Below are 22,849 nucleotides of genomic sequence, written 5' to 3' on the forward strand. Positions count from 1 at the left end.
CACCGCCAGAAACTGCACAATAGCCCCTCCTTCCTGCACTATAAACATCAAGTGATTACCGGCGGTGATTATTTAATCCGGTCGGAGGGTTAATTGCTATTTTCAACTAACGGAGTATATAGAGGGTTTCTGCAAACAGGGCAGGTTCTTATCCCGTTTTTAACCAACTCAATGGCGCATTCCCTATGAATTTTGTGGGAGCAGGGCAGTATCTGGCAGCCGCCGAAGGCATCTTCCAGGCAGATGCAGCACTCATCGTGGCCTGAGTTTTCCCGGCATTTGTGATTGCCTTGCAACCTTATGTCCAGACAGACATTGCAAACATCGCAGTGAAAGTTCTCTTCCTCGTTTATTCGGCAAATACCGCATTTATCGCAGTGGAACGGTGTCATATTCATACTGGTGAAATGTTTGCATTTTGCACAGTAATATTCCGACATTAGCTGATTGCATCCCGGACACGTCTGTGAGTCTTCTGTAATGTCCCCCTCATAGTGACACAGAGAGCACCGAAGCCTTATTGCATCAACAGCCATGCGATCGTCAACGTCGCAGTCATTACTAATGTTGTGACATCTTTGGCAGGGGAAAAATCCGGCACAGCATCCAAAGTTCACAAGGCATAACCTCTGGTAATGACCGCACACTGAGTTTCGTTCTGGTTGCGCAGATGTATTTAACTGCGCGTTCGATGGGTTTGGCTCTTCATTCAGGGGGCTTGATTGCTGGTAACATGCGTGAGACTCTGCTTCGTTGTTTGCTATCGAGCCCGGGCTTGCCGCTGCCGTCTGATACCGTGCTTGTTGGTTCACATAGTCTACTGACTCTTGATGTGTTCTGAGATTAAGGTCCAGGTTTCTGATTTGTTCCTCGAGGTATTGGACTCTGGTTTCCAAACGGGCCCGCGAATCACAATACCTCCGATTCTCTCTTCTTAATCCTTGAACCTCTTCAGTTAATTCCTGATGCCCTCTTCTCAACCATTGAGACTCTGAAGTTAAATTCTGGTTTTCTCTTCTTAGTCCCTGAGCTTCTGAAGTTAACGCCTGATTCTCTCTTCTTAATTCTTGAACCTCTAGAGTTAACTCTTCAATCCGTTGTCTTTTTTTTTTCTTTTTCCTGAGCGCGTCTTTTCAGATCAACGAGAATAGAGTTATCGATCGAATGTTTAATTAAGAAGTTTTGATCTATTCCCAACTCTTCCAGATCGGATCGGTCGTCTGCCCAGTTGGATTGATGATGACCATGTGAATGTCTTGTCTGAGATCTCCTTTGGAAGGAGGCATTTTGCGGACCTGCAAGGGCAGGCAGCTTTGGTCTGGCTCCCTGCTGTAAGTACCTGTCAGTTGCTAAGCCAGGAGGGCTGTCGGTAGAGCGAGAGGCGTTGTGGTAGCTATTAACTTGCTGGATGGAATGGGTGAGCATATTTCCATTGTTTGCAGTGGTAGCGTTAAAGGCAATATCTCTCTGACTGATTACAGGCTCTGTGAAAGGGGCTTGTAGTGAGGGCACTTGCAGTAAGTCGAAAGTATGTGCCTGCTTAATCAACTCATTTGAAAGGCGCACTAATTCAAGGCGCGATGGGTGCTGATTAAGTTGTATAAAGATATCGCGAAAAGAGATGGAGAAGGTAAATGATTGTGCAGAAATCATAATATCACGGCTGATGCCCGAATCTGATATTTTTCCTAACAGTTCACGAATAGGTACCAGTGGGTTTGAACAGAGCAGGAACAATTGAACAAAGTATTCGGTAAAGCAACATTTTTCAAAGTTTCCTATGGGTGGCTGTTGGTCAGATTGATTAACCCTGTGGATGATATCCAGAACAATTTTATACAAAATCATCAGGTTACTGTCGGCTGCTTCGGGCAGTGCCCAGTCAGGTGGGGCGATTGGTTGGAGTTCAGAGGGGTTGTTAAAATCATCCAGAGTCCTTGTTTGATCACTCGTAGCTTCTATCAGTTGCCTGATAAACTGGTTGCGCGTTGAGTTCTCATCGAAAGAACGCTGCAGGTGCAATATCGCCTCAAGAGGCGTGACAGTATTGCCCGCAGTATTTGTGCCCTTTGTCTCCAGAACCTGCAAACGCTGGGGCAGGTCCAGCTCATCCAGTATTTGCCTCAGCTTGAAAACGGCATCGGGATCGTCGCTCTCAATAATGGCTAAAAGCTGGTTAGCAAGTAGCTGAAGGTCCTGAGTCCCGGTGCTTTTTTCACTTTTTTTGCCATTGTTGTCTTTTCTTTTGTCACCATCTCCACTGCTATAACTGCCTTCTCCCGGTGAATTGTTCTCCTGATCTTCAGGTTCACCTTTTTTCTCTTCAGGGTGGTCGTTATTTTCGTCCTTTGGTGTTTTATCTGGTAAATCACCCGATGCTTTTCCATCCCCATCAGCGGTCTTTAAGACACCGGCATGATCTGTTTTCAGGGCTGTTTGCTCAAGAAATAGTTTCAAGCAGCCAAGTTGCCACTGAAGGCTTTCGTTGGCTGGGCAAGCAGTGGCGGCACGTTGGAAGAGAGTGTTCCAGAAATAAACATCGGTCAGTTGTTCAATATTCAGGAAGTCAAGCCAACCGACGGGTATAACGGCCTCACTGGAAGAACCATCTGCGTTAACGCGCGTTATTTTCAGACGCGCCCGGGATGGCTGTTCCTCAGTTGAGGTAGAATCCTTGCCTAAAGACATCAGCCAGTTGATGACGGGTTTCAGGATAACAAGATCTATTTCGAATAATCCCGTTGGTCTCCCTCCTCCCCCGTGTGGAGGGGGAGGCAAGTGGAAGAAGCCTCCGTTGCCACCACTGGGAAAATTGGCTTTGCCAGCGAGCTTGTCTCCTGTTGATGACAGTGTGTTATTTCGGATTTGTCCGGTTTCCAGCCCGCTGTCCGTGATCTCGTCGGGGTAGACCAGAAGGGTCAGTGGGATAGCCCGAGGTTTGACGTTCAGCGGTTGATCCCTGGTGACAGAAATAAGCTCTGGTCTCTCTGCCGTCGTGGATTTTAAGCGAATCAGTGTGCCATTTTCAGAGGCGCGTTCTGAGACATCATGGAAGTCGGGTATATGCTCTTCCCTTACTATTACTGGCTGATAGCAATAGTCACTCAAGTTGTTCCTGACCCATATCGCGATACCGTCGGAATCTGCTGGCACCACAGGTGCTCTAAAGCAAAGGATGCTGTTTCGGTCATTGAAGCCTTCTGGAAGGAGCAGAACCATTTGCCACAGACTCACGCCCTGCGAATCTGTAGAGTCATCGATTTCAATCCGAACCCCGTGCCCATCGGGATAATGCCGGTCAATGAGGGTTGAGCAATAGCATAACGGCACAACCGCCATAGCCATTAGGAAAAGTACAAATGCTATGAATATGCGGAAAAAAGTCCACTCAAATCTCGCTTCACAACTTGTGTCGACAATTCCAACCCGAACTCTTTGTCTGATAGAATGCGTCAGAACAGTTCCACCCTGAAAAAATAAAGGAACATCTTTAGCCAACCCTGTTATTTGTTGTAGAAACAGAGAATAGCCAAGTATTTCTAAATTGCTATATGGATTGCTTGTCCTGTGCGACAGAGCCTTCGGCAGTCAAATAAAATTGCAACAATCGCAAAATCAATTACGCCAGACACAAGATAAATCGTCAAAAGGTGAATTTATCTTGTGGGGTTCAACTACAAAGCTAGCCAAGATTGAAGGCGTAACCAGCCAAATTATGAGGCGCAAGATCGAAAGCGGTCACTACGAAAAAGTGAAGCAAACCAGTGGTGGTCACTTCCGCATATTCATTAACCAGCAGAGGAAGATATGCTATACAAGAGTGAGTTCTGGAAAGCAAAAATCCAGCATTGACACGCAAATGCGTATCTTACTCAAAGAGCACCCTGATGCAGAATTTATCAGCGACATTGCCAGTGCTTTCAACTTTAAGAGAAAAGGACTGCAAACCATTCTGGAATCAGCAGTGTGCGGAAATCCAACCCATATTGTGGTTGCCACAAAAGATCGCCTTGCCCGATCAGGGTTTGGACTCATCAAATGGCTTGTTGAATTATCGGGAGGACACATCGAGGTTTTGGATGACCCGGATAACGCCTGTGAGCCATTCGACACCCAGGAGCTTATCGGTTTCATTACCTCATTCTGCAATAGCCACTACGGGAAGCGATCTGCTAAAAGACGCAAAGGACGCAAAGGACGCAAAGAGAGTAGCGTCAAAAAAGATCAGGTTTTACCCAGAGAATGAGCAAGCCTATCACGATGCCCTGATGCTCTATCGGAGGTCGTACAACCTTGCTGTTGAGCGTTTCCGCAACGATGACTATAAAGATGCCAGCAGAAAATTCATCAACATGCGACCTGCCATTAAAGCTCAAGTGAAGCAAGAGCAAAAAGAAAGTGGCAGGGCTTATAACTCGCTTGTTTCTGATAATGGAACACTGGCGGCAGCGACCACATTCAAAGCGGTCTGCGAGCACAACAAGAAGCTCAAGGGAGCTAAAGAGGGCTTTGCAGAAATCAGTTTCAAAAGCCGCAAAGGTAGCAGGCACTCATTCTCTATTGACCGTTTGCCAAAGGGATTAAATCCCTGCGTACAGGCTCTTGGCAAGATTCACCTGACAGAAGATGTGCCAGCAGAAGCGATTGGTAAATCTTGTGTCGTAACCTACGACAAAGGTCGCTGGTTCATTCAGGTTCAACAACATATTGAGCTAAATCCCGAAATCCAAGGGAAGGTTAGATGCGTTGGAGTTGACCCCGGAGTTCGCACCTTTGCCACTTGCTACAGCGAAAAAGAGGCATTGATAGCGGGTAATAACGTTGCAAAAACAAAGCTGTTCCCACTGATGAAGCAAGTGGACAGCTTGATCAGTCAAAAACAAAAAATCCTGAACACGCAGAAGGGCGTTAAGTTCCCCGACATGCCCCAGTGGGCAAGAGATCGGATTATTCATTTCAACAGGGAAATTGACCGGCTGAAATGCAAAAAGGATGACATTGTTCTTGATCTGCATAACCGGCTGGCGTTCGAGCTGGTGTCGAACTACGACGTTGTATTTTTGCCAACCTTTGAGACAAGAGGTATGGTCACACGCAAAGATAAGAAGGTTCGCACCATTCGCCGTAACACCTGCCGCCAGATGCTTGACCTCAATCACTACCAATTCAAAAAGCGGCTTAAGTGGTACGCAAAAAAGTATGGAAAGCATGTAGTTGATTGCAACGAAGCCTATACATCCAAGACTCAATCATGGAACGGGACCATTGACGAAAAATTAGGTTCTTCCAAAATTATTAAGGGTGATGGCTTCACCGTTGATCGTGACATCAACGGTGCCAGAAATGTCTTTCTTAAGTGTTTGACAAGGTAGCTTGAACCTTAGCCATAACAGCGAGCGTTGCGCTCGTTGCGGTTTTAATCAAGAGCATCAATCTCTTAACCGGCAAAATACTTGTCTGTTATTCTTCCTTCCATAGTTCAGTGATTTTTGCAATGTGGTGGCGACCATATGACACGAAATGGGTGGTCACCAGAAAACGGCTATTGGCGCTGAATTTGGCTGAGAGTATCGTACCACTGTGACAGGTAGAGATTTCTTTTTTCGATGATGCATCGCCCTCCAGGGTATGGATTTTTGTCTTCCTGTCGATAGTGAAGGTCGCCGCAAAGCGGTTATCGGTGCTGAAGGTGGCTGAAGGGAAACAGACCCAATCTTTACAAAGGGTAGTGCTGTCTTCTTTCCATGATCCATTGTCATTCAAGCAATACTCTTTGCTTGCCCTGTCGATACTGGTGGTTATCAGACGTCTGCTACTGGGGGTGAAGGTGGCTGAGAGGACCTTATGGTAGTGGCAGATAGTTATTTCTTCTTCCCATGATGCATCGGTTTTTTTGCCATAGATTTTCGCCGTATTATCGTCACTGGCGGTCGCCAAATGGCATCCATCGGCGCTGAAGGTAGCTGAGTTGATCCGATCTTCATGGGCAATGATGGCTTTTTTTACCCATGGTCCATTGTCCTGCCTGCCATAGATTTTAACCATGCCATCCCTGCCAACAGTCATCACATGGCAGTCATCAGGGCTAAACACGGCTGACTGGATCGGGCCATCGCTGTCGATATGGCTAATGGTCAATTCTTTTTCCCATGAGCCATCGTCCTGTTGGCCATAGATTATTGCCGTAGCATCGTCACTGGCAGTCACTATATGGTGGCTATCAGCGCTGAAGGTAGCTGAGTTGACAGCGTCATCATGGGCAATGATGGTTTTTATTTTCCATAATCCATTGGCCAACCTGCCAGTGATTTTTACCATGTTATCTTTACCGACAGTCACCACATGGCTACTATCGGGGCTGAAGGTGGCTGATTGGATCGGACCATTGTGTCTAATGGTGACTTCTGGTTCCCATTGTCTGTTGTCTTTTTGGCCAAAGATTATTGCCGTACCATCTTCACTGGCAGTCACTACATGGTGGCTATCAGCGCTGAAGGTGGCTGAGTTGACCTTACCAGTATGTTGAACACAGTGTTCTTGTTCCCATGATGCATCGTCCTTCTGGCCAAAGATTTTCGTCTTGTGATCTGTGCTGGCAGTTACTACACGACAATTGTCGTTGCTAAAGCTGGCTGATTTGACCGGACCATTGTGGCGGATAGTGACCTCCTCTTCCCATGATCCGTCGGCCTTATAGCCGTAGATTTTCGTGGTACAGTCGTCACTGGCGGTCACCATCCGGCGGCTATCAGGGCTGAAGGAGGCTGAGTTGATCTCAAGGTCATGGGGAATGTTGGCTTTTGTAACGGGATGAATTATTGTCCTCAAGATATTGACGAACCGTGAGTCATCTGGACCCTGAATGTTGTGCCTGCAAAGTTGGACATAATGGTATAGGGCTTCATAACATGTTTCTGTTATATTCCATTCCTTAACGGCTCTATTTGCACTGTCTAACGAATGACAATTGCCGTATTTTTTCACTAGACTGATAAAGTCGTTAAGTTTTTCTCTTAAGTCATTTAATTCTGATCGACATACAGGACAAGTTTTAACTGAAAGGTCAGGTAGCCCTTTTTGCAGCCACAGATTTAAACAATACACATGAAAAACGTGATGACATGGCGTTTTCACTAATCTTGCTGTGCGTGAAAAGCGCTTACAACATATTGGGCACTTATTATCAGTAATTTGTGCATGTTTCACCTTATCCACTTTAAATGCATTATCGCGAAAGGCATTGATATTTATATAATCATCCATTGTTTTCTTGCCAGGCACAGCCATGGCTCTATCCGCACCGACAAAAGATGATGTACTTGCCAGACGAGTTGAATGACCACCGTGTGATCGTCTTTTCTTTAATCGTTTTTGGCGCAGCCCATTTGCCTGATGAGTAAGGGCGGGTTGCTTTGGCCTTGCTCCCTGCTTTGAATATCCAGTACCAGAGGCACTTTGGCAGCTATTAACTTGTGGGGTAGAAGTCATTACTGGCTCATGGGGTGAAGGGTCGGTACGCAGCTGAATTAACTGTTCATTTACGAAATGTTGTAATTCATGAAGCGCCGGGTGTTGATGAAAATGTGCAAAGGTATCTGCAAAAGAGGCAGGAAATGTAAATGATTGTGCAACGGTTATAATATCAATCCTTATGGCTAAATCTGATATTTGTCCTGACAGATAATGAATAAGCTCAAGCGGGTTAGAGTAGGTCAGGAATAACTTGACGAAGTATTCAGCAAAGCAACGTTTTTCAAAGTGTCCTACAGGTGGCTGCTGGTCAGACTGATTGACTCTCTGGATTATGTCCTGAACAATCTTGTACAAAATCATCAGGTTGTTGTCACCAGCTTCGGGTATTGCCGGGTCCGGTGGAATTATTGTCTGGAGTGCAGGCAGAGTGTCAAGGTCATTCAAAGTCTGTTTTTTATCGCTTGTGGCTTCTATCAGCTGCTCGATAAATGGGTTGCGCAATGAATTCTGTTCGAGAGAACGCTGCAGTTGCAGTACCGTCTCAAGAGGAGTGATACTTTCATCCCTGCTGTTTGTGCCTTTTGTTTCCAGAACCTGCAAACGCTGAGGCATGTCCAGCTCATCCAATATTTTCCTGAGTTTAAAAACGGCACTGGGATCGCCGCTTTCAATGATGGCTATAAGCTGATTTGCAAGTACCTGAAGGTCTTGAGTGGAGTCATTATTTTTAGTCACCGATTCATCGTCGTCTTTTCCGTTATTGCCATTCCCACTGCCATCATGGCCTTCACCCGGTGACTGGTTTTCCTGATCTTGAGGTTCTTCTCTTGTTTTCTTTTGATGGTGGTTATTTTCGTCCTTTGGCTTTGGATCGGGTGCTCTGCCAGAAGGCTGCCCATCGCCGTTACCTGCCTTCAGGCCACCGTTATGATTTGTCTTCAAGACCGTTCGCTCAAGCCATGGTTTGAAACAACCAGGCTGCCATTGGAAGCTTTCGCTGGCGAGGCAGGAGAAGCCGCCACTCCCGCTACCGGGAAAATCGTCGATGCCAGCGAGCTTGCCACCTGACAATGTCTGTGTGTTATTGCGGGTTTGGCTGGTTTTCGGTCCGATGTCAGCCGGGTTGTCGGAATAGGTCAGAAGGGTCAGAATCCGAACCTCGTGCCCATCTGGATTATGCTGGTCAATGAGGGTGTAAGAGTAGCCTGACGGTGCAATCACCATAGCTGGTAATGACAGGACAAACGCCATGAAAGCTATAAATGTGCGGTAAAACTGCACTGAAGTCTCTCTGTAACCTGGTCGATAATATCCAATCCGCCCTCTTTGTCTGATAGAAAATGCCGGGACAATCGGTGCTGACTTTTTGCTCTGGAAAAATAAAGGAACGGCATTGGCCAATCTCATCATTTGCAGTACAAACAGAGGATAGCCAAAAATTTCTGAATCGCTATAGGGACTACTTGTCCTGTGCCACAATGTCTTCCGCAACATCTTGACGTCAGAGAAGGGCGGTTTGCTTTCATTCGTCCTTCCAGAGTTCAGTGATCATCGCAGCCTCCTGATAGCGACCAATATCTGAAATACAACTGGTGTTCACCAGAAAGCGACTATCAGTGCTGAAGTTGGCCAAGAATACCGGACCATGGTGATAGATAGTGATTTCTTTTTGCCATGATGCATCGTCTTTCAGGCTATAGATTTTCGCCTTCCTATCGATACTCGCGGTCACCGCAAAGCGGCTATTGGCGCTGAAGGTGGCTGAACGAACCCAGCCTTCATGAAGGATTGTGGTTTTTTCTTCCCATGATCCATTATTATTGTGGCTATAAATTTTTGCCGTCCCGCCTCTGCTGGCAGTCACCACATGTTGGCTATCGGGGCTGAAAGTGGCTGATAAGAGTCTATGGTTATGGCAGATAGTCATTTCTTCTTCCCATGCTACATCGGTCTTTTCGCCATAGATTTTGGCCGTATTATCAGAACTGGCGGTCACCAAATGGCATCCATCGGCGCTGAAGCTGGCTGAGTTGATCTGATCTTCATGGGCAATGATGGCTTTCTTTACCCATAATCCATTGTCCTGCCTGCCATAGATTTTAACCAGGTCATCCCCGGCAACAGTCATCACATGGCGGCCATCGGGGCTGAACTCGGCTGATTGGATCGGACCATTGCTGTCGATATGGCTAATGGTCAATTCTCTTTCCCATGATCCATCGTCCTGTTGGGCACAGATTATTGCCGTACCATCGCCACTGGCGGTCACCACACGGCGGCTGTCGGTGCTGAAGGTAGCTGAGTTGACCGTGTAATCATGGGCAATGATGGCTTTTTCTTGCCATGCTCCATTGGCCGACCTGCCAGTGATTTTCACCAGGTTATCTTTACCGAAAGTCACCACATGGCTATCATCGGGGCTGAAGGTGGCTGATTGGATCGGACCATCGTGGCTAATGCTGGCTTCTGTTTCCCATGACCTGTCGTCCTTTTGGCCAAAGATTATTGCGGTACCATCGTCACTGGCAGTCACCATACGCTGGCTATCAGCGCTGAAGCTGGCTGAGTTGACCGTACCAGTATGTTGAACGGTGAGCTCTTCTGTCCATGATCCATCGTCTTTTTGGCCCAGGATTTTCGCCTTGTGATCCTCACTGGCAGTAACTACACGACAGCTATCGCGGCTGAAGCTGGCTGATTTGACCTTACCATTGTGGCGAATAATGGCCTTTTCTTCCCACGATCCATCGGCCTTATGGCCATAGATTTTCGCAGTACAATCTTCACCGGCGGTCACCACCTGGTGGCTATCAGGGCTGAAGCTGGCTGACGTGATCTCAGAGTCATGGCGAATGTTGGCTTTTATATCGGGATAAATTATTTTTCTCAAGATATTGGCATACCGTGGATCATCTGACGCCTGACTGTTGAGTCTGCAAAGTTGGACAAAATGGTATAAGGCTTCATGACTTGTTGTTCTATTCCATTCCTTTACGGCTCTATCTGCACTGTCTAACGAATGACAATTGCCGTATTTATTCAATAGCTTGTTAAGGTCGTTAAGTTTTTCTTTTGAGTTTTTTAATTCTGATCGACATACAGGACAAGTTTTAATTGCAAGATCAGGTAGCCTTTTTTGGAGCCACAGATTCAAGCAAAGCACGTGAAAAATGTGATTACAGGGTGTTTTCACTAATCCTGCTGTGCGTAAAAAGCGCTCACAACATATTGGGCACTTATTACGAGTAATTTGTGTATGTTGCACCTTATTCACTTTCAATGCATCATCGCAAAAAGCAATGATAGTCATGTCATCATCCCCATAAGATCGTTCTGTTTTTAATCGTTTTTGGTGCGGCGTATTTGACTGATGAGAAAGGTTGGGCCGTTTTGGCCTTGCTCCCTGCTGTCGGTTTCTTAACCGTTCATTTAAGAAATGTTGTAATTCATGAAACGAGGGGTGTTGGTGAAATTGTACAAAGGTATTTGAAAATGAACTGGCAGATGTCAATGATTGTGCAGCAATTATAATCTCATGGGTTACTGCTGAATCTGATATTTGCCCTAACAGATTACCAATAAGTTCAAGTGGGTTTGAATAGAACAGAAACAATTGAACGAAGTACTGAATAAAACAATTTTTTTCAAATTGTCCTATTGGTGGTTGCTGGTCAGATTGATTAACTCTATGGATTATGTCCAGAACAATCCTGTACAAAATCATCAGGTTGTTGTTGCCAGCTTCGGGCAGTGGTCGGGCTATCGGTTGCAGTGAAGCCAGAATGTCAGGGTCATTCAAAGTCCGTGTTTTATCGCTCGTGGCTTCTATCAGCTGCTCGATAAACCGGTTGCGCGATGAATTCTCATAGCAAGAACGCTGCAGTTCCAGTATCGCCTCAAGAGGACTGACAGCATTACCACTGGTGTTTGTGCTTCTCGTTTCCAAAACCTGCAAACGCTGTGGCATGTTGAGCTTATCCAGTATTTGCCGCAGCTTAAAAACAGCATCAGGATCGTCACTTTCAATGATGGCTACAAGCTGGTTGGCAAGTACCTGAAGGTTTTGAGTCCTGGCATTTTTTTCACTCTCCTCGCCATTGTCGTCTTTTCTGTTATTACCATCCCCGCTGCCATCATTGCCTTCTCCCGGTGAGTTGTTGTTCTGATCTTCAGGTGCTTCATTTTTGTCCTTTTGATGGCTGTTATTTTTGTCCTCTGATCTTGAATTTGGTGCGCTACCAGAGGGTTGGCCATCTCCATTAGCGGCCTTCAGGCCACCGGCATGATTTTTCTTCAAGGCCGTTCGCTCAAGCAATAGTTTGAAACAGCCAAGCTGCCTAAGAAGACTTTCGCTGGCGGGGCATGAAGTGGCGGCATGTTGCAGGAGGGTGTTCCAGAAATCAACATCGGTCAGTTGTTCAACAGTGAGGAAGTCGAGCCAGCCAACAGGTATAGCAGCTTCGCTGGAAGAGCCATCGGCATTAACCCGTGTCATTTTCAGATGCGCGGGGGAGGGTGGCTCTTCAAACGAAACAGAATCTTTACCAATGGACATCAGCCAGTTGATGACGGGTCTCAGGATAACCAGATCTATTTCAAATAATCCCGATGGTCTCCCCCCGCCACCTCCCCAGGGTGGGGGTGGCGGCAAAAAGAAGAAGCCACCGTTGCCGCCACCACCGATGCCAACGGGCTTGCCGCCCGCTAATGTCAGTGTGTTATTCCCGGGTTGGCCGGTTTTCAGCCCGCTGTCGTTTATGTTGTCGGTATAGGTCAGAAGGGTTAACAGGGCAGTATGGGGCTTATCGTTGTGAAGTTGATCAGTAGTGACAGAAGCTAATTGCGGTCTGTCTGCCGTCGTGGATCTTAAGCGAACAAGCGTACCATTTTTAGACGCATGTTGAGAGATATGTTGGAAGTCGGGTGTTTGTTCTTTTGTCAGTATCATCAGTTGATAACAATAGTTGCTCGGGTCGTTCGTCACCAATATCGCAATACTGTTGGAATCTGCTGGCACCACAGGCGCCTTAAAGCAAAGGATACTGTTTTGGTCATCGAAACCCTTCGGTAGCAGCAAGTTCATTTGCCACTGACTCACAAACTGAGGATCTTTGCCATCATTGATCTCAATCCGAACCTTGTGCCCTGCCGGATTATGTCGGTCAATGATGGTTGAGGAATAGCATAAAGGCAAAACTGCCATAGCCACCAGGAAAAGAACAAATGCTATGAATAAGCGGTAAAGGTGCATTCAAATCTCGCTAACTTATGATAACAACCCCGACCTGTCCTGTTTTCCTGACAGAGTACAATCAGAAAGGTCTGTGTTGGCCTTCTGCCCTGAAAAATAAAGAAACGTTACTGGAAGGTCTTATTATTCGTAGAAAAAACAGATAATAGACAAGAATTTCAAAATTGCTAAATGGATTAATTGCTCTGTGCCACAGAGCCTTGTCCTCTTTCCGTGTTGCAATACTGAAGCGGTCACTGGCGGCGACTATTAAATCGAGCCAGATGGTTAATTATTTCTTTCAACCGGCGGAACGTATAGAGGTTGTCTGCAAACAGGGCAGGTTCTTATCCCTTTACGGAGCATTGCAGCGTAGCAATCATCATGTACTTTGTGAGAACAGTACATTATCAAGCAGCCGTCGAAGGAATCTTTCAGGCAGATGCAGCACTTATCGTGGCCTGAGTTTTCCCGGCATTCGTGATTACTTTGATACCTTATATCCAGGCAGATATTACAAACATCACAGTGAAAGGACTCATCCTTGTTTATTCGGCAAATTCCGCATTTATGGCAATGGAATGGTTTTAGTTCCATATTGTCGAATTCTTTACATTGTGCACAGAAATACTCCGACATGAGTTCGTTGCATCCCGGGCACGCCTGGGAGTCTTCCGTAATATCCCCCTCATAGTTACAGAGAGAACATTGAAGCCTTTTTGCTTGAAAAGCCTGACGATCTGTAAGGTCGCATTTCTTACTTTTGTTATGACATCTATAGCAGGGAAAATACCCTTCACAGCACCCAAAGTTTACACGACATAACCTATGGTAATGATTGCACAATGGCATTGGTTCTTTTCGCACAGGTGTCTTTAACTGCTCGTTTGACGGGTTTGCCTCCTCATTATGGGCACTCGACTGCTGCTCAGAAGCAGAACGCTCTGCGCCATTGCTTTGCATCGCCGGGCTGGCCGCTACCCTCTGTTGTTTTTCTCTCCCTGGTCTTGGATCAACAGATGAGGGTCCTGCCTGTAATCGCTCTTGGGAAACGTTATTTTGCTGATAGGCAAGGGCAGGCTGATTTGGCTCTGCCTCCAGCTCTGAGTATCTACCAGTCACTATGCAATGGGAACTGCCGGAAGAGCCAGAAGCTCTTTTGTTACTATTAGCTTGCTGGTGGATGGTACTTGTATCTTTATTGCTGACAATTGTTTCGTCAGAGATAGTATCGCTTTTACCGGTGACAGGCTCTATAGAAGGCACTTGTTGTAAGTGGGGATTTTTTGCATAACCCATCAGCTCATCTGAGAGGCGTTCTAATTCAGAAATCGATGGGTGTTGGTGAAATTGTATAAAGGTATTTAAAAAGCGGTTGGGAAATGTCAATGATTGTGGATTAATCATAAGAACATGCCTTGTGGGCAAATCTGATATTTTCCCCAACAGATTACGAATCAGTTCAACCGGGTTTGAATAGATAAGGAACAATTGAGCGAAGTACTCAGTAAAGCAACATCTTTCAAACTGGCTCATAGGTGGCTCTGTGTCAGATTGATTGACCTTGTGGATTATGTCCAGAGCAATCTTATACAACATCAACAGGTTGTTGTTGCCCTCTTCGGGCATTGCCCGGGCAGGTGGAATGATTGGTCGAAGCAGAGACAGAGTGTGAAGGTTATTCAAATACTGTTTTGTATTGCTTGTGGCCTCTATCAGCTGCTCGATAAAAAGGTTGCGCGGTGAATTCTCCTTGCAAGAACGCTGCAGTTTCAGTACGGCTTCAAGAGGAGTGACAGTATCTGCGGTGTTGGTACTTTTTGTTTCCAGAACCCGCAAACGCTGTGGCATGTCCAGTTCATCCAGTATTTGCCTGAGCTTAAAAACTGCTCCGGGATCTTGACTTTCAATGATGGCTACAAGCCGGTTCGCAAGTACCTGGAGGTCTTCAGTGGTAGTTTTTTTTTCACTCTCTTCGCCATCGTCGTCTTTTCTGTTATTGCCATTCCCGCTGCCATCATGGCCTTCTCCCGGTGACTGGTTGTCCTGATTTTCAGGTTCTTCTTTTTTCTCCTTTTGGTGATCGTTATTTTCGTCCTTTGGCCCCAAATTGGGTGCGCTACCAGAGGGTTGTCCCTCCCCATTAGCTGCCATCAGGCCACCGCCATGATTTGTCTGCAAGGCACTACGCTCAAGAAATCGTTTGCAACAGCCAAGCTGCCATTGGAGGCTTTCGCTGGCGGGGCAGGAAGTGGCGGCCTGCTGGAGGAGGGTGTTCCAGAAATCAACATCGTTCAGTTGTTCAATATTGAGGAAGTCAAGCCAGCCAAGAGGTATAGCGGCTTCGCTGGAAGAGCCATCGGCATTAACCCGTGTCATTTTCAGACGTGCCGGGGAGTGTTGCTCTTCAAACGAAATAGAATCTTTACCAATGGACATCAGCCAGTTGATGACGGGTTTCAGGATAACCAGATCTATTTCAAATAAACCCGATGGTCCCCCCCCGCCACCTCCCCAGGGTGGGGGTGGGAGTAAATAGAAGAAGCCACCGTTGCCGCCACCGGGAAAATCAGCGGTGCCAGCGAGCTTGCCGCCTGTCAATGTCACTGTGTTATTCCGGGTTTGGCCGGTTTCCAGTTCACTGCCGGTCGTGTTGTCGGAATAGACCAAAAGGGTTAATGGAGTCGTATGGGGTTTGCCGTTAAGGAGTTGATTGGTGGTGACAGAAGTTAATTCTGGTCTGTCTGCCGTCGTGGATTTCAAGCGAATAAGTGTGCCATTTTCAGAGGCATGTTGAGAGAGGTGTTGGAAGTCGGGTGTTTGTTCTTTTGTCAGTATGGTCAGTTGATAACAATAGTTGCCCGGGTCGTTCGTCACTGATATCGCAATACTGTTCAAATCTGCTGACACAACAGGTGTCTTAAAGCAAAAGGTGCTGTTTCGATTGTTGAAACTGTCCGGAAGCAGCAAACTCACTTGCCACTGACTGACAGCCTGAGGGGCTGTGCCGTGATTGATTTCAATCCGAACCTTGTGCCCGCCGGGATTATGTCGGTCAATGATGGTTGAGGAGTAGCACAAGGTCACAACCAACATAGTCATCAGGAAAAGAACAAATGTTATGAATAAACGGTAAGAATGCATTCAAATCTTTCTGCACTAAATGTGTTATTAATACCAACCCGCCTTCCCTGTCTGACAGAAAACGCCAGGACAATCTGTGCCGACTTTCTGCTTTGGAAAAATAAAGGAACATTATTGACCGGTTTTATTATCCGTAGGACAAACAGAGAGTAGACAAGAATTTCTGAATTGCTATTTGTGTTACTTGTTTTGTGCAACAGAGCCTTCGTCAGTATCAACCTGAAAGTGACTTGCAGGACTTGATACCGGGCTGTGGTAGCAGTATGGTGCTGTTATTTTTAAAAACTCATTTTATACCAATCGAACGTTCTAACTCCCTATGTAAGTCAGACGCGGTCACCGGTAGCGACTATTAAATTCAGTCAGATGGTTTAATGATTGTTTCCAACAAACCAGGCGTCTGTAGGGTTTCTGCAAATAGGGCAGGTTCTTATCCCGTTTTTAAGCATTGCAGTGCTGCACTCACCATGTACTTTGTGGTAGCAAGGCATTATCTTGCAGCCGTGGAAGGTATCTTCCAGGCAGATGCAGCACTCATCGTGGCTTGAGTTTTCTCGGCATTTGTGATTGTCTTGAAACCTTGTATTCAGGCAGATATCACAAACATCACAGTGAAAGGCCCTATCCTTAAATGTTCGGCAAATTCCACATTTATCGCAGTGGTATGGTTTTTTTTCTAAATCGGTGAAGTGTTTGCATTGTGCACAGAAATACTCCGACATTAGTTCGTTGCATCCCGGGCATGTCTGGGAGTCTTCCGTAATATCCCCCTCATAGTTACATAGAGAACATTGAAGCCTTTTTGCATGAAAATCCTTACGATCTGTAAGGTCGCATTTCTTACTATTGTTATGACATCTAGGGCAGGGGAAATACCCTTCGCAACACCCAAAGTTTACACGACAAAACCTATGGGAATGATTGCACAATGGCATTCGCTCTTGCACAGGTGTCTTTAATTGCTCGTTCGACGGGTTTGTCTCCTCATTATGGGTACTTGACTGCTGGTCAGAAGCAGATCGGTCTTGTGCACTAGTGGTTTGATCATCACCGGATGAAGGTCCTGCCTGTAATCGCTCTTGGGAAGCGTTATTTTGCTGATAGGCAAGTGCAGGCTGATCTGACTCTGCCTCTGGGTATCTATCAGTCAGTATGCAAGGGGAACTTCCGGAAGAGCCAGAGGCTCTTTGGTGGCTATCAGCTTGCTGGTGGGTGGTACCTGGATCTTTATTGCTGACAAGTGTTTCGTCAGAGAGAGTATCGCTGTTATCGATGACAGGCTCTACAGAAGGCACCTGTTGTAAGTGGGAATTTTTTGCGTAACCCATCAGCTCATCTGAGAGGCGTTCTAATTCAGAAATCGATGGGTGTTGGTGAAATTGTATAAAGGTATTTAAAAAGCGGTTGGGAAATGTCAATGATTGTGGATTAATCAGAACAACACGCCTTAAGCACAAATCTGATATTTTCCCCAACAGATTACGAATCAGTTCAACCGGGTTTGAATAGGCCAGGAACAATTGAGCGAAGTACTCAGTAAAGCAACAGCTTTCAAACTGGCTCATAGGTGGCTCTGTGTCAGATTGATTGACCTTGTGGATTATGTCCAGAGCAATCTTATACAAAATCAAAAGGTTGTTGTCGCCCTCTTCGGGCATTGCCCGTTCAGTTGGAATGATTGGCCGAAGTAGAGACAGAGTGTGAAGGTTATTCAAATTATGTTTTGTATTGCTTGTGGCCTCTATCAGCTGCTCGATAAAAAGGTTGCGCAGTGAATTCTCGTTGCAAGAACGCTGCAGTTTCAGTACGGCTTCAAGAGGAGTGACAGTATCCTCGGTGTTGATGCTTTTTGTTTCCAGAACCCGCAAACGCTGTGGCATGTCCAGTTCATCCAGTATTTGCTTGAGCTTAAAAACTGCTCCGGAATCTTGACTTTCAATGACGGCTACAAGCTGGTTCGCAAGTACCTGGAGGTCTTCAGTGGTAGTTTTTTTTTCACTCTCTTCGCCATCGTCGTCTTTTCTGTTATTGCCATTCCCGCTGCCATCATGGCCTTCTCCCGGTGACTGGTTGTCCTGATTTTCAGGTTCTTCTTTTTTCTCCTTTTGGTGATCGTTATTTTCGTTCTTTGGTCCCGAATTGGGTGCGCTACCAGAGGGTTGTCCCTCCCCATTAGCTGCCATCAGGCCACCGCCATGATTTGTCTGCAAGGCACTACGCTCAAGAAATCGTTTGCAACAGCCAAGCTGCCATTGGAGGCTTTCGCTGGCGGGGCAGGAAGTGGCGGCCTGCTGGAGGAGGGTGTTCCAGAAATCAACATCGTTCAGTTGTTCAATATTGAGGAAGTCAAGCCAGCCAAGAGGTATAGCGGCTTCGCTGGAAGAGCCATCGGCATTAACCCGTGTCATTTTCAGACGTGCCGGGGAGTGTTGCTCTTCAAACGAAATAGAATCTTTACCAATGGACATCAGCCAGTTGATGACGGGTTTCAGGATAACCAGATCTATTTCAAATAAACCCGATGGTCTCCCCCCGCCACCTCCCCAGGGTGGGGGTGGGAGTAAATAGAAGAAGCCACCGTTGCCGCCACCGGGAAAATCAGCGGTGCCAGCGAGCTTGCCGCCTGTCAATGTCACTGTGTTATTCCGGGTTTGGCCGGTTTCCAGTTCACTGCCGGTCGTGTTGTCGGAATAGACCAAAAGGGTTAATGGAGTCGTATGGGGTTTGCCGTTAAGGAGTTGATTGGTGGTGACAGAAGTAAATTCTGGTCTGTCTGCCGTCGTGGATTTCAAGCGAATAAGTGTGCCATTTTCAGAGGCCTGTTGAGAGAGGTGTTGGAAGCCGGGTATTTGCTCTTTTGTCATTAGCAACAGTTGGTAGCAATAGTTGCTCTGGTCGTTCGTCAACAATATCGCAATACTGTTGGAATCTGCTGACACCACGGGTGTCTTAAAGCAAAAGGTGCTGTTTCGATTGTTGAAACTGTCCGGAAGCAGCAAACTCACTTGCCACTGACTGACAGCCTGAGGGGCTGTGCCGTGATTGATTTCAATCCGAACCTTGTGCCCGCCGGGATTATGTCGATGAATGATGGTTGAGGAATAGCAAAAAGGCACCACCGCCATAGCCAGTAGAGGAAGAACAAATGCTATGAATAAGCGTAAAAAAAGCATTCAAATCTCGCTATATAACTGGTTCAACAATTCCAATCGGCCCTCTTTGCCTGATGAAGTCTGTGAGAACAGTCTGTGCTGATTTTCCGCTATGGAAAAATAAGGAACACCATTGGTTGTTCTTGTTATCCGAAGTAGAAACAGAGAATAGCCAAGAATTTCTGAATTGCTATGTGGGTTAATTGCTCTGTGCCACAACGCTTTCGGCAGCGTCAACCTGAAAGTATCCTGCAGAGCCTGATACCGGGTTGTGGTACCGGTCTGCTAGCGGCGACTATTGATTAAGGTCAAAATCCTGTCAATTAACTGAGCGGATAGAGGGTATCTGCAAACAGGGCAGGTTCTTATCTTGTTCGTAATCATCACCGTAGCGCAATCCTGGTGAACTTTGTGAGTGCAGGGCAATATCACGGAATTGTGGAAAACATCTTCCAGGCAGATGCAGCACTCATCATGGCCTGAATCTGGCCGACATCGGTGATTGCCTTGTGCACTTTTATCCATACAGAAATTGCAAACATCACAGTGAAAGGACTTCTCCTTTTCTGTTCGGCAAATTCCGCATTTATCGCAGTGGTATGGTTTTTTTTCTAAATCGGTGAAGTGTTTGCATTGTGCACAGAAATAGTCGGACATTAGTTCGTTGCATCCCGGGCATGTCTGGGAGTCTTCCGTAATATCCCCCTCATAGTTACATAGAGAACATTGAAGCCTTATTGCATGAATAACCTTACGATCAGTAAGGTCGCATTTCTTACTATCGTTATGACATTTGTTGCATGGGAAATAACCTTCACAGCACCCAAAGTTTACGCGACATAACCTACGGCTATGAATGCACAGTTGCCTTTGTTTTTTTTCCACAGGTGTCCTTAACTGCTCATTCGACGGGTTTGCCTCCTCATTATGGGTGCTCGACTGCTGGAAAGAAGCAGAATGCTCTGCGCCATTGCTTTGCAACGTCGGGTTGGTCGCCATCATCTGTAGCCTTGCTATCATTTGTCTTTCCAGCTGTTTTAACTGTTGTCTTTTTTGCTCTTGTTTTGCCTCAGCGTGTCTTTCCAGCTCGGCGAGAACATGACTTGGCAACGGAGAGCTGACCGGCAACATCTGTCGCCTTGCTATCATTTGTCTTTCCAGCTGTTTTAACTGTTGTCTTTTTTGCTCTTGTTTTGCCTCAGCGTGTCTTTCCAGCTCGGCGAGAACATGACTTGGCAACGGAGAGCTGACCGGCAACATCTGTCGCCTTGCTTTCATTTGTCTTTCTAGCTGTTTTAACTGTTGTCTTTTTTTCACCCGTCTTTTCAGAGCGTGTTTTGCCAGCTCTTCGAGAAGGGGTCCATCGATCAGGAGGTTACTTAAGTGGTTTTGATTTGTCCTCAACACTGCCAAATCGGATCGTTCCTGTGTCCCGGTGGCTTGAAGATCACCAGATGAAGGTCCTGCTTGTAATCGCTCCCGGGAAGCGTCATTTTGCTGATGAACAAGGGCAGGCTGATTTGAACTTGCTTCCAGCTTTGGGTTTCTACCAGCCAGTAAGCAAGGGGAGCTGCCGGTAAAGCCAGAGGCTCTCTGGTTGCAGACAGCTCGCTGGATGGTACTTGTATCTCCACTGCTGGCAATTGTTTCGTTAGCGGTAGTATCGCTGTTACCGATGAAAGGCTCTATAGAAGGCACTTGTTGTAAGTGGGAGTTTTGTGCCTGCCTCATCAGCTCATTTAAGAGGCGCTTTAATTCAGGATAGGATGGGTGTTGGTGAAATCGCGTGAAGTTATATAAAAAACAGGCGGGAAATGTCAATGATTGTGGATTAATCATAACATCATACCTTAAAGCTAAATCTGATATTTTCCCCAACAGATTACGAATCAGTTCAACCGGGTTTGAATAAATCAGGAACAATTGAGCGAAGAACTCAACAAAGCAACACTTTTCAAATTGTCCCACAGGTGGCTGTTGGTCAGATTGATTGGCTTTGTGGATTATGTCCAGAACAATTTTATTCAAAATCAACAGGTTGTTGTCGCCTGCTGCGAGCACTGCCTGATCAGGTGGAATGGCCGGTCGGAGTGTAGATAGAATGTTGAATTTACTCAAATTCTTTTTTGTATTGCAAGTGGCCTTTATCAGCTGTTCGATAAACAGGTTGCGTGATGAATTCTCGTTGCAAGAACGTTGCAGTTTCAGTATCGCTTCAAGAGGAGTGACAGTATCTGCGGTGTTGGTACTTTTTGTTTCCAGAACCCGCAAACGCTGAGGCATGTCCAGCTCATTCAGTATTTGTCTCAGTCTAAAAACTGCTCCGGGGTATTTACTTTCAATGATGGCAACAAGCCGGTTCGCAAGTACCTGAAGGTCTTCAGCGGTAGCATTTTTTCCACTCTCTTCGCCATCGTCGTCTTTTCTGTTATTGCCATTCCCGCTGCCATCATGGCCTTCTCCCGGTGACTGGTTGTCCTGATTTTCAGGTTCTTCTTTTTTCTCTTTTTGGTGATCGTTATTTTCGTCCTTTGGCCCCGAATTGGGTGCGCTACCAGAGGGTTGCCCCTCCTCATTAGCTGCCATCAGGCCACCGCCATGATTTGTCTGCAAGGCACTACGCTCAAGAAATCGTTTGAAACAGCCAAGCTGTCGTTGGAGACTTTCGCTGGCGGGGCAGGAAGTGGCGGCCTGCTGGAGGAGGGTGTTCCAGAAATCAACATCGTTCAGTTGTTCAATATTGAGGAAGTCAAGCAAGCCAACAGGTATAGCGGCTTCGCTGGAAGAGCCATCGGCATTAACCCGTGTCATTTTCAGACGTGCCGGGGTGGGTTGCTCCTCAAACGAAATAGAATCCTTGCCTATGGACATCAGCCAGGTGATGACGGGTTTCAGGATAACCAGATCTATTTCAAATAATCCCGATGGTCTCCCCCCGCCACCTCCCCAGGGTGGGGGTGGGAGTGAATAGAAGAAACCACCGTTGCCGCCACCGGGAAAATCAGCGATGCCAGCGAGCTTGTCGCCTGTCAATGTCACTGTGTTATTCCGGGTTTGGCCGGTTTCCAGTTCACTGCCGGTCGTGTTGTCGGAATAGACCAAAAGGGTTAATGGGGTCGTATGGGGTTTGCCGTTAAGGAGTTGATTGGTGGTGACAGAAGTTAATTCTGGTCTGTCTGCCGTCGTGGATTTCAAGCGAATAAGTGTGCCATTTTTAGAGGCCTGTTGAGAGAGATGTTGGAAGTCGGGTGTTTGCTCTTTTGTCAGTATCAACAGTTGGTAGCAATAGTTGCTCTGGTCGTTTGTCATCAATATAGCAATATTGTTCGGATTTGCTGACACGACAGGTGTCTTAAAGCAAAGGGTGCTGTTTCGATTGTTGAAATTGTCCGGAAGCAGCAAACTCACTTGCCACTGACTGACAGCCTGAGGGTCTGTGTCGTCATTGATTTCAATCCGAACCTTTTGCCCACCGGGGTTATGTCGGTCAATGATGGTTGAGGAATAGCACAAGGTCACAACCAACATAGTCATCAGGAAAAGAACAAATGTTATGAATAAACGGTAAGAATGCATTCAAATCCCTGTCTGACAGAAAACGTCAGGACAATTCTGTGCTGACTTTCTGCTCTGGAAAGATAAAGGAACATTATTGACCGGTTTTATTATCCGTAAGACAAACAGAGAGTAGACAAGAATTCCTGAATTGCTATTTGAGTGACTCGTTATGTGTATCAGAGTCTTCGGCATTATCAACCTGAAAGTGTCGTGCAGGGCTTGATACCGGGCTGTGGTAGCAGTACAGTGCTGCTATTTTTAAAAACTCATTTTTACCAATCGAACGTTCTAA

The 22,849-nt window shown here is 46.4% G+C and carries 9 protein-coding genes and 1 pseudogene; 2 read left to right on the plus strand and 8 right to left on the minus strand.

Going from position 1 to position 22,849, the window contains the following annotated elements; all coding sequences use genetic code 11:
* Positions 1–89: 89 nt before the first annotated feature.
* The 3 genes and pseudogenes from ACOMG9_RS01600 to ACOMG9_RS01610 all read right to left on the minus strand — a co-directional run bounded on the left by ACOMG9_RS01600 (position 90) and on the right by ACOMG9_RS01610 (position 3,345).
* Positions 90–440, minus strand: coding sequence for an RING finger domain-containing protein (locus tag ACOMG9_RS01600; protein WP_448218598.1), 351 nt, complete (start codon positions 438–440; stop codon positions 90–92).
* Positions 441–812: pseudogene (locus tag ACOMG9_RS01605) on the minus strand (CHY zinc finger protein); the annotation flags it as partial.
* 277 nt (positions 813–1,089) lie between these two features.
* Positions 1,090–3,345, minus strand: a complete 2,256-nt coding sequence (locus ACOMG9_RS01610; protein WP_448215521.1) for a hypothetical protein — start codon at positions 3,343–3,345, stop codon at positions 1,090–1,092.
* Between the two features lie 316 nt (positions 3,346–3,661).
* On the opposite strand from ACOMG9_RS01610, the gene ACOMG9_RS01615 reads away from it, so the two are divergent.
* Both ACOMG9_RS01615 and ACOMG9_RS01620 read left to right on the plus strand, forming a co-directional pair.
* Positions 3,662–4,246, plus strand: a complete 585-nt coding sequence (locus ACOMG9_RS01615) for an IS607 family transposase (RefSeq protein ID WP_494529683.1) — start codon at positions 3,662–3,664, stop codon at positions 4,244–4,246.
* Positions 4,247–4,268: 22 nt separating this feature from the next.
* Entirely contained in the window at positions 4,269–5,372 is a 1,104-nt protein-coding gene (locus ACOMG9_RS01620; protein ID WP_494529281.1) for an RNA-guided endonuclease InsQ/TnpB family protein, read from the plus strand.
* Positions 5,373–5,460: 88 nt separating this feature from the next.
* On the opposite strand, the gene ACOMG9_RS01625 is transcribed toward ACOMG9_RS01620, so the two are convergent.
* The 5 genes from ACOMG9_RS01625 to ACOMG9_RS01645 all read right to left on the minus strand — a co-directional run bounded on the left by ACOMG9_RS01625 (position 5,461) and on the right by ACOMG9_RS01645 (position 22,575).
* Complete coding sequence (locus ACOMG9_RS01625; RefSeq protein WP_448215523.1) at positions 5,461–8,754, minus strand: RING finger domain-containing protein; 3,294 nt, start codon at positions 8,752–8,754, stop codon at positions 5,461–5,463.
* Between the two features lie 241 nt (positions 8,755–8,995).
* A complete protein-coding gene (locus tag ACOMG9_RS01630; protein ID WP_494529684.1) occupies positions 8,996–12,676 on the minus strand; it encodes an RING finger domain-containing protein in 3,681 nt (1,226 codons plus the stop codon).
* 315 nt (positions 12,677–12,991) lie between these two features.
* Entirely contained in the window at positions 12,992–15,847 is a 2,856-nt protein-coding gene (locus ACOMG9_RS01635; RefSeq protein WP_494529685.1) for a CHY zinc finger protein, read from the minus strand.
* Between the two features lie 371 nt (positions 15,848–16,218).
* On the minus strand, positions 16,219–19,020 hold the full coding sequence (locus ACOMG9_RS01640) for a hypothetical protein (RefSeq protein WP_448215526.1): 2,802 nt from the start codon (positions 19,018–19,020) through the stop codon (positions 16,219–16,221).
* A 264-nt stretch (positions 19,021–19,284) separates the two neighbouring features.
* Positions 19,285–22,575, minus strand: a complete 3,291-nt coding sequence (locus tag ACOMG9_RS01645) for an RING finger domain-containing protein (RefSeq protein ID WP_448215527.1) — start codon at positions 22,573–22,575, stop codon at positions 19,285–19,287.
* Positions 22,576–22,849: the final 274 nt, after the last annotated feature.

This window comes from Endozoicomonas sp. PH6C (genome assembly GCF_059322965.1).

Coding starts and splice junctions, on each gene's coding strand:
- ACOMG9_RS01600 (WP_448218598.1), bottom strand. CDS start 440: ATGTCGGAATATTACTGTGCAAAATGCAAACATTTCACCAGTATGAAT.
- ACOMG9_RS01610 (WP_448215521.1), bottom strand. CDS start 3,345: ATGGCTATGGCGGTTGTGCCGTTATGCTATTGCTCAACCCTCATTGAC.
- ACOMG9_RS01620 (WP_494529281.1), top strand. CDS start 4,269: ATGCTCTATCGGAGGTCGTACAACCTTGCTGTTGAGCGTTTCCGCAAC.
- ACOMG9_RS01630 (WP_494529684.1), bottom strand. CDS start 12,676: ATGGCAGTTTTGCCTTTATGCTATTCCTCAACCATCATTGACCGACAT.
- ACOMG9_RS01635 (WP_494529685.1), bottom strand. CDS start 15,847: ATGCATTCTTACCGTTTATTCATAACATTTGTTCTTTTCCTGATGACT.
- ACOMG9_RS01640 (WP_448215526.1), bottom strand. CDS start 19,020: ATGCTTTTTTTACGCTTATTCATAGCATTTGTTCTTCCTCTACTGGCT.
- ACOMG9_RS01645 (WP_448215527.1), bottom strand. CDS start 22,575: ATGCATTCTTACCGTTTATTCATAACATTTGTTCTTTTCCTGATGACT.